This is a genomic window from Halosimplex litoreum, from assembly GCF_016065055.1.
GTDB classification, from domain to species: Archaea; Halobacteriota; Halobacteria; order Halobacteriales; family Haloarculaceae; genus Halosimplex; species Halosimplex litoreum.
Map to the genome: position 1 here is coordinate 853,487 of NZ_CP065856.1, position 15,454 is coordinate 868,940.

The 15,454-nt window shown below is 67.5% G+C and carries 12 protein-coding genes; 2 read left to right on the top strand and 10 right to left on the bottom strand.

Features of this window, described 5'->3' with window-relative positions:
- Window positions 1–44 precede the first annotated feature (44 nt).
- The 8 genes from I7X12_RS04145 to I7X12_RS04180 form a co-directional block, all read right to left on the bottom strand.
- A complete protein-coding gene (locus I7X12_RS04145) occupies window positions 45–1,373 on the bottom strand; it encodes an ABC transporter substrate-binding protein (RefSeq protein ID WP_198062609.1) in 1,329 nt (442 codons plus the stop codon).
- Window positions 1,374–1,460: 87 nt separating this feature from the next.
- On the bottom strand, window positions 1,461–2,705 hold the full coding sequence (locus tag I7X12_RS04150; protein WP_198062610.1) for an ABC transporter substrate-binding protein: 1,245 nt from the start codon (window positions 2,703–2,705) through the stop codon (window positions 1,461–1,463).
- A 55-nt stretch (window positions 2,706–2,760) separates the two neighbouring features.
- The gene (locus tag I7X12_RS04155) at window positions 2,761–4,692 is read right to left on the bottom strand and encodes an ABC transporter ATP-binding protein (protein ID WP_198062611.1); all 1,932 of its coding nucleotides are present in this window, start codon (window positions 4,690–4,692) and stop codon (window positions 2,761–2,763) included.
- Window positions 4,689–5,705: an ABC transporter ATP-binding protein gene (locus I7X12_RS04160; RefSeq protein WP_198062612.1), complete on the bottom strand. Its 1,017-nt coding sequence runs from the start codon at window positions 5,703–5,705 to the stop codon at window positions 4,689–4,691. The genes I7X12_RS04155 and I7X12_RS04160 overlap by 4 nt, the downstream gene beginning before the upstream one ends.
- Window positions 5,705–6,880: a FecCD family ABC transporter permease gene (locus I7X12_RS04165; RefSeq protein WP_198062613.1), complete on the bottom strand. Its 1,176-nt coding sequence runs from the start codon at window positions 6,878–6,880 to the stop codon at window positions 5,705–5,707. Before I7X12_RS04165 ends, I7X12_RS04160 begins: the two co-directional genes overlap by 1 nt.
- Window positions 6,881–6,882: 2 nt before the next feature.
- Complete coding sequence (locus I7X12_RS04170) at window positions 6,883–7,806, bottom strand: FAD-dependent oxidoreductase (protein WP_198062614.1); 924 nt, start codon at window positions 7,804–7,806, stop codon at window positions 6,883–6,885.
- Entirely contained in the window at window positions 7,807–9,114 is a 1,308-nt protein-coding gene (locus I7X12_RS04175) for an ABC transporter substrate-binding protein (RefSeq protein WP_198062615.1), read from the bottom strand.
- Window positions 9,115–9,181: 67 nt separating this feature from the next.
- Window positions 9,182–10,213, bottom strand: coding sequence for a HEAT repeat domain-containing protein (locus tag I7X12_RS04180; protein WP_198062616.1), 1,032 nt, complete (start codon window positions 10,211–10,213; stop codon window positions 9,182–9,184).
- A 233-nt stretch (window positions 10,214–10,446) separates the two neighbouring features.
- On the opposite strand from I7X12_RS04180, the gene I7X12_RS04185 reads away from it, so the two are divergent.
- A complete protein-coding gene (locus I7X12_RS04185; RefSeq protein ID WP_198062617.1) occupies window positions 10,447–10,773 on the top strand; it encodes a NifU family protein in 327 nt (108 codons plus the stop codon).
- A 387-nt stretch (window positions 10,774–11,160) separates the two neighbouring features.
- Here the strand turns inward: I7X12_RS04185 and I7X12_RS04190 are convergent, their stop codons facing one another.
- Both I7X12_RS04190 and I7X12_RS04195 read right to left on the bottom strand, forming a co-directional pair.
- Window positions 11,161–12,096 carry a thiamine pyrophosphate-dependent enzyme gene (locus I7X12_RS04190; protein ID WP_198062618.1) on the bottom strand — a complete coding sequence of 312 codons (936 nt, stop codon included), beginning with the start codon at window positions 12,094–12,096 and terminating at the stop codon, window positions 11,161–11,163.
- Between the two features lie 3 nt (window positions 12,097–12,099).
- Window positions 12,100–14,001 carry a 2-oxoacid:acceptor oxidoreductase subunit alpha gene (locus tag I7X12_RS04195; RefSeq protein ID WP_198062619.1) on the bottom strand — a complete coding sequence of 634 codons (1,902 nt, stop codon included), beginning with the start codon at window positions 13,999–14,001 and terminating at the stop codon, window positions 12,100–12,102.
- A 316-nt stretch (window positions 14,002–14,317) separates the two neighbouring features.
- Between I7X12_RS04195 and I7X12_RS04200 the strand changes: the two genes are divergently transcribed.
- The gene (locus I7X12_RS04200; RefSeq protein WP_198062620.1) at window positions 14,318–15,445 is read left to right on the top strand and encodes a sensor histidine kinase; all 1,128 of its coding nucleotides are present in this window, start codon (window positions 14,318–14,320) and stop codon (window positions 15,443–15,445) included.
- The last annotated feature ends 9 nt before the right edge of the window (window positions 15,446–15,454 follow it).

A 15,454-nucleotide genomic window follows, 5' to 3' on the forward strand; every position in this document is an offset into this window, starting at 1 on the left:
GACAGCGAGGTGACCGACTCGTCCGGTCGTGCAACGGTCCGCGTTCAGCCGTCGCCGGTGACGATGTCGGCGAGTCGCTGGCGGTCGAACACCTGCTCCTCGGCGGGGATATCGGGGAGTTTGCCGGAGGCAACCTTCCCGGGCCACTCGCCGAACGCCTCGGGGTAGAGCTGTTTGCCGAGCATCTCCGTCTGGAAGAGGTTGATGATCGGCCCCTGGTAGGCCGAGCCGCCGACGTAGAGCTCATCGTTCTGGACGGCGGTCAGCTGCTGGCCCAGCGAGCTGTCGCGCATGCCCTCGACGGTCTTGCGCAGCGCGTCCTCGCCGTTCCAGTCGCGGTAGTTCACCCCGAAGTGGAAGACGATCACGTCGGGATCGGCGTCGAGCAGCCCCTCGTAGTCGACCTTCGTGCCGGACTCGCCGCCGTACTCGCCCTCGAAAGCGTCGACGACGCCCATGTCGCGGTACTGCTTTTTCCCGTGGGTCTTCTCGAAGCCCGTGTACGGGTCGTAGATGTGGAAGCTACCCTCCGTCTCGGGGTTTATCATAGCGTTGAGGACGCCGACGCTGGGCCGTTCGGACTCGGCGGGCACGCGCGAGCGCATCTCTTCGAGCGCGCCGGTGTAGAACTCGTTCAGCGCGCTCGCTCGCCCGGGCACGCCGAACAGGTCGCCGTAGCGGCTGACGTACTCCGGGATCGTGTAGTAGGGGTACTCCTCGCCCGCGGGCCACGTCGACCACCCGTCGCCGCGCTTGCGACGGCTCGCGTTGCCAAAGAAGGGCGCGATGTTGTCGCGGAGCTCGGCGGCCTCCTCCTCGGAGAGCCCGTAGTAGGTGAGATAGCGGTTCGGGTCGCTGGCGAACAGATCGGGGTCGAGTTCGTAGAGGAACTCCGTCCGGACCGCCCAGTCGTCGGTGACGACCTTGTCGAGCGAGTCCGGGTCGGGGGCGGAGACACCCGGGAGCTTGTCGTAGAACCCGGTGAACCAGAACTGGGGGCCCTCCGAGGCGACGAGCGTGTCGGCCTGGCCGAGCGCGGTCAGCACGTCGGCCTCGAAGCCCCAGCCGTCGACGACGCGCTCGGGAGCAGCGTCGAGTTCGAGGGTCCCGACCGGCGCCATCGTCGCCGAGTACGTCTGGGTCTCCGTCGGCGTTGGCGTCTCCGTGGCCGTCTCGGTCTCGTCCGCGGACGGCGTCGCCGTCGGGGTCGCCGTCTCGGTCGGCGCCGGCGTGTCGGTGGTGGCCGACCCCGGGGTGTCCGTCGCGTCGCTCCCACCGACACACCCGGCGACGACCCCGCTCCCGAGGACGGCGCCGTACAGCAGGTACTCTCTCCGCGTCGATCCAGCCTCGTCGTTCGGCTCGTCTGCCATGATTTTAGGCCGGCCTAAAAAATATAAAGAGCTTTCGGATGTGAGCCGGACCAGAGACGAACGGACTCGTCGCGCCTCGCCGGCCTCTCAGACCTCGAACTCGCCGTTGACGACGTCTGCGACGCGCTGACGGTCGAACAGCGTGAGTTCGCCCTCGCGAAGCGTCTCCATCCCGTTCCACTCGCCGAAGGCGTCGGGGTAGAACTGCCTCGCCGCGGCCTCCGTCTGGAAGAGGTTGATGATCGGCCCCTGGTAGGACGTGCCGCCGCGGTAGAGCCGGTCGTTCTGGACGGCCGAAAGCTGGCTGCCGATCGAATCCTCACGCATCGTCTGCATCTTCGCTTCGAACTCCTCAGTCGAGACGTGCGAGAAGCCGTACTGGAACACGATGGCGTCGGGGTCGACTTCGAGCAGCTGCTCGTAGTCGAACTGGCCGTAGCTCCCCTCGATGTGATCGTCGAACGCACCGCGCATCCGGAGGTCGCGGTACTGCTTGTGATTGTTCCCCTCCTGAACGGGATAGGTGTAGAACGTGCCTTCGTCGAAGTCGGAAGTGACCGATACCAGCCCGACCGTCGGCCGGTCCTCGGTCGGGGGTAGATTCTCCTCGATGGTCCCCTGCACGTCGTCGTGGATGGACGCGAACGCCTCGTACCGCTCTCGCTCGTCGAAGGCGTCCGCGACTATCTCGAAGGCGTCGTACAGCGAGTAGTACTGATAGTCGTGCCAGTCGTCGCCGCGCCGCCGGATGTAGTTGCCGAGGAACGGACCGACCCCGGTCGCTATCTCCTCGATGTCATCCCTGTCCCAGTCGTCGGCCAGGACGCCGAGCCAGTTGGGATCAAACAGGTGGACGTCGGCGTCCAGTTCGTAGAATATCTCCTTGTCGAACTGCCCCCCACCGGAGATCGGCGCGACATCCTCGAAAGAAACGTCGACGCCAGGCAGCGCGTCGTAGAACACGTTCGGCATGCCTTCGGGGTCCCACAGCCCCTGGAGGCTATCGGCCTTCCCCAGGGCGACGCCCATGTCACCGTACGTGCTGAGGTAGCTCACCCAGCTCTCGGGCGGCTCGTCGAACTCGACGCTCCCCATCGGTGCCATCGACACAGAGTACGACTGCTGGGGTGTCGCCGTCGGCGTCTCGGTCACATCGCCGTCACCGACCGCGGGCGTGGCTGTCGGCGTCCCGACTACGCCGTCGTTGGGCGTCGCGGTTGATCCACCGCCGTCGCCGCGACAGCCCGCGACGAGGCTGCCGCCGAGTACCGCCGCGTACTGCAGGTACTCCCGTCGCGTCGGTACGTCGTCTCCCGTGGCGTCGTCTGCCATGTTTTTAGGCCAACCTAAAAATTGAAAAACGTTCTGGTTCCGGTCGGCCGACAGGTCACCGCGGAGCGTCGGCCGACCGGTCCGAGGCTCCTGCCAGGAACTCCTCGGGGAGCGACTCGATCTCGCCCGCCTGGACGCCCCAGAGGTCCGCGTACAGACCGTCGGCCGCCAGCAGGTCCTCGTGGGTGCCGCGTTCGACCACCCGACCGTCGTCCAGCACGACGATCGTATCGGCGTCTTTGACCGTCGAGAGCCGGTGGGCGATCACCAGGGTCGTCCGGTCCGCGGCCAGCCGGTCGAGCGACCGCTGGATCAGGTACTCCGTCTCCGTGTCGACCGCGCTGGTCGCCTCGTCGAGCAGGAGTATCTCGGGGTCCTGCAACACGGTGCGAGCGATAGCGACCCGCTGGCGCTGGCCGCCAGAGAGTTTGACGCCGCGCTCGCCGACGCGGGTGTCGTAGCCCTCGGAGAGCCCCTGGATGAACCCGTGGGCTTCGGCGGCCTCCGCCGCCTCCACGACATCCTCGCGGTCGGCGTCGAACCGTCCATAGCGGATGTTCTCGGCGATCGTCCCGTCGAACAGAAACGTGTCCTGACTGACGTAGCCGATCGACGACCGGAGGTCCGCGAGCCGGACGTCCCGAACGTCGTGGCCGTCGACGCGAATGGCTCCATCCGAAACGTCGTAGAGCCGCAGCAGTAGCTTGGCGACGGTCGACTTGCCCGCGCCCGTCGGCCCGACGATGGCAACCGTCTCGCCCGGCTGGACCTCGATATCGACACCGTCGAGAACGGTTTCGGTAGCGGCCGCGTCGCCCCCACCGCTGTCGTACCCGAAGGTCACGTCGTCGTACTCGAGGCGGCCGTCGACGTCGTCGAGCGCGATGGCGTTCGGCGTGTCCTCGATGCGGACGGGCACGTCCATCAGCCCGCAGATACGCTTGCCCGAGGCCTTCGCGTTCTGGTACCAGTCGACGATGTTCGCGAGCTGGGCCATCGGCCCGGTCAGCCGCTGGGTGAGCAGCATGAACACGACGAAATCACCGGTCGTCAGCTCACCCGAGAGAAAGAGCGGCGGCCCCGAGAACACCCACAGGCCGCCGAGAACGAAGGTCGCCAGCAGCGCCGCACCGGTCACCAGTTCCATCCCCGGCCGGTAGCAGTAACTCAGTTTCAATACGTCCATCTCCGCGTCGAAGACGTCACGGGAGACACCGCGGACGCGCTCGTTCTCGTACTCCTCCGTGCTGGTGGTCTTGACCAGTTCGATGCCGCTCAGGCCGTTCTCGATCCGGGTGTTCAGGTCGCCGATGGTCTCGCGCTGGCGCGTGTACCGGGGCTCGATCACCCGCGTGAACCACCAGGTGAATCCGACCAGCAGCGGGACCGCCCCGAGCGTGACGAGCGCGAGCTGGGCGTTCGTGTACAGCAGCGCGGCGGTGACGCCGACCACGATGACGCCGATGCGGATGCTGTCGCCCAGCGCGTTGTCGAAGAGGACTTCGAGGTTGTTGGTGTCGTTGTTGAGGATGGACATGACCTCGCCGGTCTCCTTGTTGTCGAAGAAGGTCATGTCCAGGCGCTGCATCTTCTCGTAGGCGTCGACGCGGATCGTGTACATGACGCCGTGGGCGAAGTAGTTCATCGCCACGCCGCGGGCCCACTGGAGGACGGCCCCGCCCAGCAGCGCGGCCCCCACGACTGCCGACGACAGCCAGAACTGCGCCGTCGGGTCGGTCGGCAACGAGGACCGGGGAACCAGCGGGAGCGCGTACGTCCCCTCGCCCGTGAACACGGCGTCGATGGTCGTCCCGAGGACGATCGGGGTCACGAGTACGGTCCCGTACGCGAGGACGCTCGTGACGAGCCCCAGCAGGAGCCACCACTTCTCGCCCGGCCCGTAGGCGCGGAACAGTCGATACAGCGGCCGCGACACGCTGTCGCGGTAGGCGTCGAGTTGCGTCTCGAAGCCGTCGGTCTCGGTCACGGTCCTGAACTCGCCCCGTTCTCGCTCGCAGTCGTTCCGCTCGCGTCGGAACTCGCCTCACCTGTCGGCGCGGACTCGTCGTCGTGGCGCGCCCGGATCGGCACGATCTGCGGGCCACGCTCGGTCGTGTCGACCTCGGCTTCGATCTCGAACACCTCCGCGAGCAGGTCCTCGGTGACGACCTCCTCGGGAGCGCCCCGTTCGTAGATCGCGCCCTCTCTGAGCGCGACCATGTGGTCGGCGTAGCGGGCGGCCTGGTCGATGTCGTGCAGGACGAGGACGACGGTGATATCGCTCTCGTCACGCAGCGTCCGCACGATGTCCATCACTTCGAGCTGGTGGTGCAGGTCGAGGAACGTCGTCGGCTCGTCGAGCAGGAGCACGTCGGTGTCCTGGGCGATCACCATCGCGATCCAGACCAGCTGTTTCTGGCCGCCGCTCAACTGGCCGACCTCGCGGTCGCGCAGGTGGTCGACGCCCGCCAGCTCGATGGCGCGGTCGATGGCCGCCCGATCCTCGTCGGTGAGCCCGTCGAAGAAACCCCGGTGGGGGTAGCGGCCGTGTTCGACGAGCTTCTCGACGCTGATGCTGTCGGGGGCGACGTTCTCCTGTGAGAGCAGGCCCAGTCTCCGCGCGAGCGCCTTCGTCTCGAAGGCGTGGACGTCCTCGCCGTCGATCAGGACCGTCCCGGCGTCGGGCGAGAGCTGGTCGGCCAGTCCCTTCAGGAGCGTGCTCTTGCCGCTGCCGTTCGGACCGACCAGCGCCGTCACCTCGCCGGGCGCGACCCCGATCGACTCGCCGTCGACGACCGGCTCGTCCGCCGACGGGTAGCCGATGACCAGGTCCTCGCCCGAGAACTCGCTGGCACCGGCGTTCGAGCGGTAGGGTGGGATCCCACCCCCGCCGTCCCCGTCGGTGTCACCGTCCGTGTCCTCGCTCGGGTCCCGCGTCTCGTCTCGCTCCAGCGCCGCGTCGGCGCCGCCGTCCGGTCGCGGTATCTCGTCGTCTGCCATCAGATCTCACCCATCCGTTCCTGCTTGCGCATCAGGTAGAGGAAGTACGGCCCGCCGAGCAGGCCGGTGACGATGCCGACCGGCATCTGGCCGCTGCTGCCCAGCAGTATCGACAGGCCGAGCCGGGCGCCCACGTCGGCAGCGACCATCAGCGCGGGGCCGGCGAAGACGCAGCCGACGACGAGTTTCCGGTAGTCGCTGCCGACGATGTTGCGGACCATGTGCGGGACGATGAGGCCGACGAAGCCGACGATGCCTGCCACCGCGATGCTCGCCGCGGCGGCCAGCACCGCCACGCCCGAAAGCGCGAAGCGCACCTTCTCGACGTTCATCCCCAGCGAAGAAGCGGTGTTCTCGCCGAGCAGGAGGACGTTCAGCTGTCGGGCGCTGACCAACGCGAGGGCGAGTGCCACGAGCGTCCACGGCAGCGCCATCCGGACCTGCTCCCAGTCGACGCCGGTCAGCGACCCCGTCGTCCACGCGATGGCCGACTGGACGACGCCGATGTCGTCGGCGAAGAAAAAGAGGCCGGTCTGGAGACTGCTGAAGACGGTACCGACGATGACGCCCGCCAGGACCAGTCGCACCGGTGAGGTACCGTTCTTCCAGGCGATGACGTAGACGATCAGGAACGCGACGATCCCGCCCAGCGCGGCGATGACCGGCAACAGTGAGGAGATGCCCAGCACGAGCGTCCCGAAGACGTAGGGGATCGCGAGCGTCGCGCCCGAGAAGACCACGAGCACGAGCAGGATCATCAGGCCCGCACCGGAGGAGACGCCGAGGATGAACGGGCTCGCGAGTTCGTTCCGGGTGACCGCCTGGAAGATCGCACCGGAGACGGCGAGGTTCATCCCGACGAGCGCGGCGACCAGCACGCGTGGCAGGCGGATGTTCCAGACGATCAGGCTCTCTTTGTTCATCTCGGGCATCTCGCCACCGAGGACGAACGCCTCCCAGGCCTGGAGGTTGAAGACGACCTCCGGGTTGAAGACGGCCTGCCAGGCCTGGACGAGCGTCATCGAGTAGGTGCCGAAGCTCACCTGAATCAGGCCGCCGGCCGCGACCACGGCGAAACTCCCGAAGACGACCGTCCACAGCGACCCCGACAGCCACTCGGTGAGACGACGTCGGCGCGACAGCGGGTCGGTCGCGCTGGCCGATTCGCTCGCCATCGTCACTCACCCGCCTCGAGGGCGTCGAGGTCGGCGGCCTCGCGAGCGGCCAGGATCTCGCGGGCGCGGTCGAGGACCAGGTCGTCTTCGAGGTGCTCGAGCAGGCGTTGTTGCCCGTGGCGCTCGCGTCGCTCCCGCTCGGCCTCGTCGATCCCGCGGTCGAGGAACTCCGCTTTGAGGTCCTCGCGGGCCTGCTCGACGCGCTCGGAGTCGACATCGAGGTCTTCGACGACCATCTCCCGGTCGAACCAGTCGTCGACGTCCTCGTGCCAGCCGTCGCCACCGTAGCGGTCGTCGTCGACCACCCAGTCGACGTAGCGCTCCCCGATCGCCGGCCAGTAGCGGTCGGTCAGGTCGTCGCGGGCGAGCGCGATTGCGGCGCGCGCGCCGTCGCCGGCGTTGACGACTGCCTGGTGGACGGTGTCCCGGGTGAGCCACCCGGCGACGTAGAGCCCGTCGACGGGCGTCCGGCCGGCCTCGGTCACGAGGAAGTCGTGTTCGTCGTCCGACTCCAGGTCTGCCTCGAACGCCGACAGGTACTCGCCGTCGTAGGCACTCGCGGCGAGCAGGTACCTCGTCACCAGCGAGCGGCCGTCCTGGGTCTCGACCGCGAAGCCGTCCTCGTGGGGGTCGACCGCCTCGACGTGGTCCGCTTCGACGGTCGCCCCCTCCGCCTCGGCGTGGGCGCGCCCGAGGTCGAGGAACCGCTGGGGGCTGAGGCCGCCGGGGAACCCGAGGTAGTTCTCGAGGTGTGCGCACTGGTGGATCGCGGAGTTCCCCCGGGCCAGCACGAGGGTGTCCAGACCGTAGCGAGCGAGGAACACCGCGGCCGAGAGGCCGGCCGCGCCGCCGCCGACGACGACCACGTCTCTGTCGACCGCGGTGTCGGGGTCGCTCGCGGGCGTCTCGTCGGGCAGCGTCGACATCTACAGGTCACCCGCGATAATGTCCCGGACCCGCTGGCGGTCGAACAGCCGGTTCTCCTCGGGAACTTCGGGGAACGACTCGGGGTCGAACTCGCCGAACTCCTCGGGGTACAGTTGCTGGGCGACCAGTTCGGTCTGGAGGAGATTCACGATGGGGCCCTGTTCGCCGTACTGTCCGGGGTAGACGTTCCCGTTCCGGACGGCGCTGAGTTGACTTCCCACCGGGTCCTCCTCCATCGGGGTGACGTACTGCTCGCGGAACGCTGCCGGGGAGAAGCTGTTCGTGTCGCCGGTAGTGCCGATCCCCCAGTGGACGACGACGATCTCGGGGTCGACTTCCAGTAGCTGCTCGTAGTCGATAGTTCCCTGGTCCTCCAGTGCCTGCGGGAACGCGCTCTCTACCTCGAGGTCCCGGTAGGGCTTCATCTCGTAGCCCTCGTCCTGCGTGTTCAGCGGGTAGAACTTGCCCTTGGCTGGCTCGGAGCCGCCGTTGATCAGGCCGATCTTCGTTCGCTCGCCCTCGGGCGGCAGCCCTTCCTGGACCGTCTCCTGAACCTCCTCGTGGAGCTGTGCGAACGCCTCGTATCGGTCGCGCTCCTGGAAGAGGTCCGCCAGGCGGTCGAAGGCCTCGTACAGCGTGTAGAGCTCGTAGTCGTGGAACTCCCGTCGCCGCCGGCAGTTGTTCCCGAAGAAGGGCGCGACGTTCTCCTGGATCTCTTCGGTGTCGGCTTGCTTCCAGGAGTCGTCCCAGCCCGTTCCGTGCAGGTAGTTCGGGTCCATCAGGAACACGTCGGGGTCGAGTTCGTAGAACGTCTCCTTGTCCCATCCGCCTTCGGCCCACATCGACGTGAGCGAGTCCTGCGCGGGGACGTCGAGACCGAACGGCTCGAAGAAGAATCCCGGGATCATGTTCCCCGCCGTCTCGAACCCCTCGCGTTGGCCGAGCGCGAACGCCATGTCCGCCCAGCCGCCGTTGTAGACGACGTACGTCTCGGGCACTCGCTCGAACGTGAGACAGCCCGCTGGCTCGATACACGCCTCGTAGCTCGTGTCCGTTTCGGTCGGCGAATCGGTCGAGCCCGACGCCTCGGTTTCGGTCGGTTCCGGCGTCGGCGTCTCTGTCGGGCTCGCCGTCGGCGTCTCGGTCGGCGTTCCGTCGTCGGTTGCCCCGCCGTCGCCACCCGAACCGCCGTCCGAGCCGCTATCGCCCGCACAGCCGGCGAACAGGCCACCGCCGATGACGGCGCCGCCGTACGTCAGGTATTTGCGCCGCGTCGGTCCGCCCTCGTCGTTTACCTCGTCTGCCATGGGTTTAGGCTAGCCTAAACAGTATAAAATCGTTCCGGGTTTTAGGCTAGCCAAAAATGCTGAAGATTCACCGCGGTGCGCCACAGCGCGGGCACATCGGCGGTCCCTGTTCGGGGAGTTCGAGCCCGCAGTGTGGGCACTCGCCGTCGGCGTCGGGTGTCGTCATCGTTTCGACCGCCCGCTCGGTCGACGCGCGGATCGAATCGAGCGACCCCACTGAGCCGGGTTCGGTGACTCCCTCGGTAGCGTCGTCCGCGGCGCCTGCGCGGGCGAACGCTACCCGCTCGGCGACGAAGGCCGCCGCTTCGTCCTCGCTGTCGCCGTCCGCTTCGGCCGCGAGGTCGTCGAGGGCCGAGCGGGGGAGCGACGCCGTGGCGTCCGAGCGGGCGAGTTGACCGAGCGCTTCGGCCGCCCGAGCGCGAACGTGGGGATCCGCGTCGCCCAGTCGGTCGCCGAGCGGGTCGACCGCCTCGGCGAGCTTCCCGGGATGGAAGGCACCGACTACGACCAGCGCCGTACAGAGGTGGTACCGAACGAGTTCGCCGTCGTCGCCGAGGTGCTCGGCGAGACGACCCACCTGGTGGCTGAGCCGGTCGGGGTCGCCCAGCGCCACGCACTCGATGGCCTTCGCCAGTTTCTCTTTGACCGCCGGTTCCTCGAACTTCAGCCCGATCCGCAGATCGGCGAGGATCTCGGGCGACCCGACCTCGTCGGGACTGTCGAGGGCGACCAGCCCGAGCGCCTCTGCCGAGCGGGCGCGGACGTAGTAGAACTCCCCGTCGTCGGCTAGCCGGTCGGCGAGGGGGTCGACCGCTGGGACGACGACCGCCGGCTCGGCGTCGGCCAGCGCGACGAACAGCTTCGCCGTCGTCAGCCGAACCGAGCGCTCCTCGTCGGCCAGCAACGGCGCGAGGGCCGATGCGAGTCCATCGAACCGAGCGGGTCGATCGTCTGCGACCTGCCGGAGCTCCCGGACTGCGTCGCTGCGCACGTCCGGTGGAGCGTCCGCGAGCGCGTCCAGCCCGGACCGCGCCGCCTCTGTCGCACCGTCTTCGATCGCCCCCACGACACCGTCGGCCGCCGCCGAATCGTCGTCCATCCTTCTACACCCCGTATCGCGAGAGATCCACAAACCGCTTGCGCTCGCCCGTCCCCATCGGTCGACGGGACCGGCGTGAACCGACGGTCGTGTTTTAGGCCGTGCGAAAAATACCAATTTCGAGTACAAAGTTTCGGCAGGCCCAAAAATAAGCGCTCTCTGGCCCCGAAAGCCATGATTTTAGGCCACCCGAAACACACAGATTTATGATATATAGGGCCGAAGATGCTGGTATGAGTGCCGAAGGACTCGAGCGTCAGACGCGGAACTACCTCAGCAACAACGTGCCGCAGATCCAGGCCCACGGCGGGAACTTCGAAGTGCGCGAGGTCGACGAGGCGGCCGGATCGGCGACGGTCGCGATCGGCGGCGCCTGTTCGGGCTGTGGGATCGCACCGATGACGATGAAGGCTATCGAGGAGCGCCTCCCCGAGAGCGTCGACGGTCTCGACGACGTGGAAGTGGTCCGCGCCGGTGGGCCACGGGCCGCCGTGATGCCCTCGAAGACCGACGAGATGGACGAGATGGACGAGTACGAGGACTACAGCCCGCCGTTCTGAGAGCGGCGGTCGGCGCCCTTCGCGGCGGCCCGTCACGAGGCCGGCTGCCAACTGGATTCACTACCGTTTTTCGCCGACAACTCGACCCCGTAGCGTCGGTCGTCACGCTGGCGCGAGCGGAGCCGTCCGGCGCTTCCATCGGGTCGCGGTCGTCGCGATGCCCGGTGTCGCAGTCGCTCGCCGACACCGAGCGCCTCGCGGCCGGCCCGGGATGGGGAGCCAACTCGTCGACCACGGGGTCGCGTCGACCGACCCGGTTTGGGAGGTTCGTGACGGAGATGATCTCACACCCGTCGTCGAAGGGTTCTCGACGGACCCGGGAACGTCAGAAGCGAGGGACGGCCCGTCGCGACCGAGTGAACGGTCGAAGCTGGACGGGCGTCCCGATCAGGTGTGTTTCTCGATGAGCTGCTCGGCGCACCGTTCCCACTCGGCGTCCTCGTCGTAGTAGCGCTCGGCCAGCGGCTCCTCGGGCATCTCGCCGGTCGAGCGCTTCTCCTGGCCGTAGGAGGGCCGGTCGTCCTTGTAGAAGCGACCGGTCAGCACCTCGCCCTCGTAGAGCTTCGACTCGACCTCGTACATCATCTCGCCGGCCTCCTGGCGGTTCGTCACGTCGAAGTCGTAGTCGTCGGAGTCCTGCACGTCCGTGTAGGGGACGTACTGGCGAGCGTCCTTGTTCCAAGTCGGACACTGCGTGAGGAAGTCGACGTGGGCGAACCCGTCGTGTTCGACTGCCTCGGCGATGATCTCCGCGGCCTGGTTGGGGTTGACCGCGGCCGTGCGGGCGACGTACGACGCGCCCGACGCCAGCGACAGCGAGAGCGGCCGGACCGGGTCCTTTGCCGACCCGCTGGGCTGGGTCTTGGACTTGTGACCCTTCGGGCTCGTCGGCGAGGTCTGGCCCTTCGTGAGGCCGAAGATCTCGTTGTTGAACACGATGTAGGTCATGTCGTGGTTCTCGCGGGCGGTGTGCATGAAGTGGTTCCCGCCGATGCCGTAGCCGTCGCCGTCGCCGCCCGCCGCGACGACCTCGACGCCGGGGTTGGCCAGCTTCGCGGCCCGCGCCACGGGCAGCGAGCGCCCGTGGATGGTGTGGAAGCCGTAGCTCTCGAAGTAGCTGTTCAGCTTGCCCGAACAGCCGATCCCCGTACACAGCAGCACCTCGTCGGGATTCTTCCCGAGGTTGGCCATCGCCTTCTTGAGGGCGTTGTTCACCGCGAAGTCGCCACAGCCCGGACACCACGTCGGCTGGGGCTCGATCCCGGGTGTAAACTCGTCTTCCTCCGCTTCCTCCTGTTCGCCGATCGCGCTGAATGCACTCATTGGTTAGTCACCTGCCGCCGGGACGTACTTCATGTTGTTCACGGTCAGCTCCTCGCCGTCGATGCTGGACTCGAAGCCCTCGACGATCTCGGCCGGTTCGAACGGGTTCCCGTTGTACTTCAGCAGGCTGGAGAGCTTCGGGCCGAAGCGACCGAGTTCCTTCTGGGTGAGCCCGCGGAACTGCGCGGTCGCGTTCATCTCGACGACGAGACACTCCTCGACCGATTCGAGGAACTCGCTGACCTCCGCCTCGGGGTAGGGCATCATGTCGCTGACGCCGATGGCCTTGACCGAGTGGCCCGCGTCGTTGAGCCGGTCGACGGCCTCGAAGACCGTCCCCTGGTGGCTGCCCCAGCACATGATCCCGTACTCGGCTTCCTCGGGACCGTGGTGGGTCTGGTTGCCCTTCGCGTCGAGTTCCTCGCGGATGGACTCTAGCTTGGCGAGCCGCCGATCCATCTGCAGGACGCGGTTGGTCGGGTCCTCGCTGATGTGGCCGGCTTCGTTGTGCTCGTTGCCGGTCGCGAGGAACCGTCCGCCCTTCTGGCCGGGCACCGAACGGGGGCTGACGCCTTCCTTGCCGTCGTCGGCGTCGTACTGGAAGCGCTTGAACTTGCCCGCGTGGTGCTCGGCGGCCTCGGCGATATCCTCCTCGGTGACGACCGAACCCGGGTCCGCATCGGGCTCGCGGTCGAAGAAGCTCGCGTCGACGTTGCGCAGTTCGCCCTGGAGCTTCTGGTCGTAGATGAGGATCGACGGGATCTGGTAGTCGTAGGCCAGCTCGAAGGCGGTCCGGATCTGCTCGTAACACTCCTGCTGGTCGCCCGGCGCGAGGACGACTCGGGCGGAGTCACCCTGGCTCGTGTAGAGGACGTGTTCGAGGTCGGCCTGCTCGGGCTTGGTCGGCATCCCGGTCGACGGGCCGGCGCGCATCGCCTCGACGAGTACGACCGGCGTCTCGGACATCTCCGCGAGCCCGAGCGGTTCGCTCATCAGGGCGAACCCGCCACCGGACGACCCGGACATCGACTTGACGCCCGCGTGACTGGCGCCCAGCGCCAGCGCCGCGGCGGCGATCTCGTCTTCGACCTGCTCGGAGATCCCGCCGAACTGCGGCAGGTTCTGGGACATGATCGTGAACACGTCGGTCCACGGCGTCATCGGGTAGCCGGCGATGAACCGACAGCCGGCGTCGAGCGCCCCGTAGGCGATAGCGTCGCTGCCGGAGACGAGCGCCTGCTGTTCGTCGGGCTCGCCGTGGTCGGGCATCTCCAGGTCGTGGGACTGGTCGAACTCCTGGGCCTGCTCGAAGCCGTCCTGGATGACGGCGAGGTTGGCCTCGAGGATGTCGTCGTTCCACATCTCGTCCATGATCCCCTCGTACTCCGAGGTGTCCATGTCGAGCAACGCCGCGGTGACGCCGATCCCGGCGTTGTTGCGCATGATCTCGCGGCCGTGTTCCTTCGCAATGGCGCGCAGGTCGACCGGGTAGACGTGCCAGTCGTTCTCCTCGGCGCGTTCGTGCAGGTCGATCTCTTCGACCTGCTCGTCGTCGATGAGCCCCGAGTCGTAGACGATGATGCCGCCCTCGCGGAGGTCGTCGAGGTTCTCCGAGAGGGGTTTCAGTTCCTCGTTGCCGTAGTAGGCGTCTTCCGAGGGGTTCCGCGCGAAACTGTCACCGAGCGCGAGGAGGAAGTTGTAGCCGTCCCCACGCGAGGCCGCCCCGTCCGGGGTCGCCCGTACCTCCACGTACGTGTGACCACCCCGAATCCGGGACGGGTAGTGTCGGTGTGTGAATACGTCGAGCCCCGAGCGCATGAGGGCCTTGGCGAAGTATCGACTGTTGCTGTCGATACCGTCGCCGGAACCACCCGCGATCCGCCAGATTAGTTCCTGGTCTGTCATGTATACATCGATCGGCCCCGATTCGGGTGCCGTGAACGAAACGAGGACTGGACCCGACTAAAGCGTTTTCACTCCGTCACCGCCGAATAATCGTGAAGGTTGGGTACGGGCCGTCTCGCGCCTGAACTCGGCAGAGGGTGTCAACAGCATGCACATCGAGTCGCTTTCGTATCTCTCGACAAAAGTCGCTTTAGAGCGAAGGTTGTTCTCTATATCCGAACTGGGACAATTTATAGACATTTCGTCACTTCTGCGGCGCTTTCAGCGGCGATTCTCGGGCGGCCAGGTTTTTGTACGGATCGACCAACGGGCGAGTATGATTCGACGAACGCTCGCGGTCGGGAGCGTCGCGCTGACCGGTGTTGCACTGGTCGTCGGGGCAGTGTCGAACGTCGCCGGGGCGGAGGGCGACGGCGTCGCGCTCGCGCTCGTGGCGCTCGGGGCGGTGCTGGGCACCGCGATCGTCGCCGGGGCGAGCTATCTCTATCGGAGCGACGTGGCCACCGTCCACACGGCGCGCATCGCCGGGTGGAACCTCCTCGGGGTCGCGCTGTTGGCCGTGATCCTCGCGCTCGCTCGACTGGCGCCCGGCGTCTCGATCCCGGCCTACGTCGTCGTCGACGTGCTCGGGGTGAGTTCGGTCGCACACCTGCTCATCGGGTACAACGACGTGCGCCGCATCCGCGCGGAGGAGCTGGCTCGCCAGCGCCGCACGCTCGCGGTCGTCAACCGACTCACCCGGCACAACCTCCGCAACCGCACCCAGATCCTCACCGGCCACGCCGCCGCGCTCGCCGAGGAACTGGACGACGACGACCAGCGGGCCGCGGCCGAGACCATCCGCGCCACGGCCGCGGAGCTGTCCGACGTGGACGGCGAACTCGCCGCGATCCAGACGGCGCTCAACGGCGACCGCCCGACCGGCACGGTCGACCTCGCCGACCTGGTCGAGGACGTACTCGCCCCGTACCGCGACCGCTACCCGAACGGCGAATTCGCGATCGACGTCCCCGACGGCCTCGCTGTCCGCGGCGACGAGCAGTTGCAGGTCACGCTCGACCACCTCGTCGAGAACGCCGTGGAGCACGGCTCCACGAGCAGTCGGCCAGGGGCCGACGACGCCGTCGAGCACGGCTCGACGAGCCCTGCTTCGCAGGCTCAGCAGGACGCCGTCGAGCACGGCAGCGACGGCGACCCGTACGTCCGCGTCTCCGCCGGTCTGGACGGTGAAATCGCCAGGATCCACGTAACCGACCGCGGCCCCGGCGTCCCCGCCGACGAGGTCGCGGTGCTCACCGAGCAACGGGAGATCAGTCAGCTCGAACACGGGAGCGGGCTCGGCCTGTGGGTCGTCAAGACCGTCGCCGAGCGCTACGGTGGCGACCTGTCCGTCGAGAACGACGAGGACGGCGCCACGGTGTCGGTCGGCGTCCCGGCGGCCTGAACGGGAGCG

Excerpts from the sequence above, each read along its gene's own strand:
- I7X12_RS04145 (WP_198062609.1), bottom strand. The coding sequence starts at position 1,373 with ATGGCAGACGAGCCGAACGACGAGGCTGGATCGACGCGGAGAGAGTAC.
- I7X12_RS04150 (WP_198062610.1), bottom strand. The coding sequence starts at position 2,705 with ATGGCAGACGACGCCACGGGAGACGACGTACCGACGCGACGGGAGTAC.
- I7X12_RS04160 (WP_198062612.1), bottom strand. The coding sequence starts at position 5,705 with ATGGCAGACGACGAGATACCGCGACCGGACGGCGGCGCCGACGCGGCG.
- I7X12_RS04165 (WP_198062613.1), bottom strand. The coding sequence starts at position 6,880 with ATGGCGAGCGAATCGGCCAGCGCGACCGACCCGCTGTCGCGCCGACGT.
- I7X12_RS04170 (WP_198062614.1), bottom strand. The coding sequence starts at position 7,806 with ATGTCGACGCTGCCCGACGAGACGCCCGCGAGCGACCCCGACACCGCG.
- I7X12_RS04175 (WP_198062615.1), bottom strand. The coding sequence starts at position 9,114 with ATGGCAGACGAGGTAAACGACGAGGGCGGACCGACGCGGCGCAAATAC.
- I7X12_RS04180 (WP_198062616.1), bottom strand. The coding sequence starts at position 10,213 with ATGGACGACGATTCGGCGGCGGCCGACGGTGTCGTGGGGGCGATCGAA.
- I7X12_RS04185 (WP_198062617.1), top strand. The coding sequence starts at position 10,447 with ATGAGTGCCGAAGGACTCGAGCGTCAGACGCGGAACTACCTCAGCAAC.
- I7X12_RS04190 (WP_198062618.1), bottom strand. The coding sequence starts at position 12,096 with ATGAGTGCATTCAGCGCGATCGGCGAACAGGAGGAAGCGGAGGAAGAC.
- I7X12_RS04195 (WP_198062619.1), bottom strand. The coding sequence starts at position 14,001 with ATGACAGACCAGGAACTAATCTGGCGGATCGCGGGTGGTTCCGGCGAC.
- I7X12_RS04200 (WP_198062620.1), top strand. The coding sequence starts at position 14,318 with ATGATTCGACGAACGCTCGCGGTCGGGAGCGTCGCGCTGACCGGTGTT.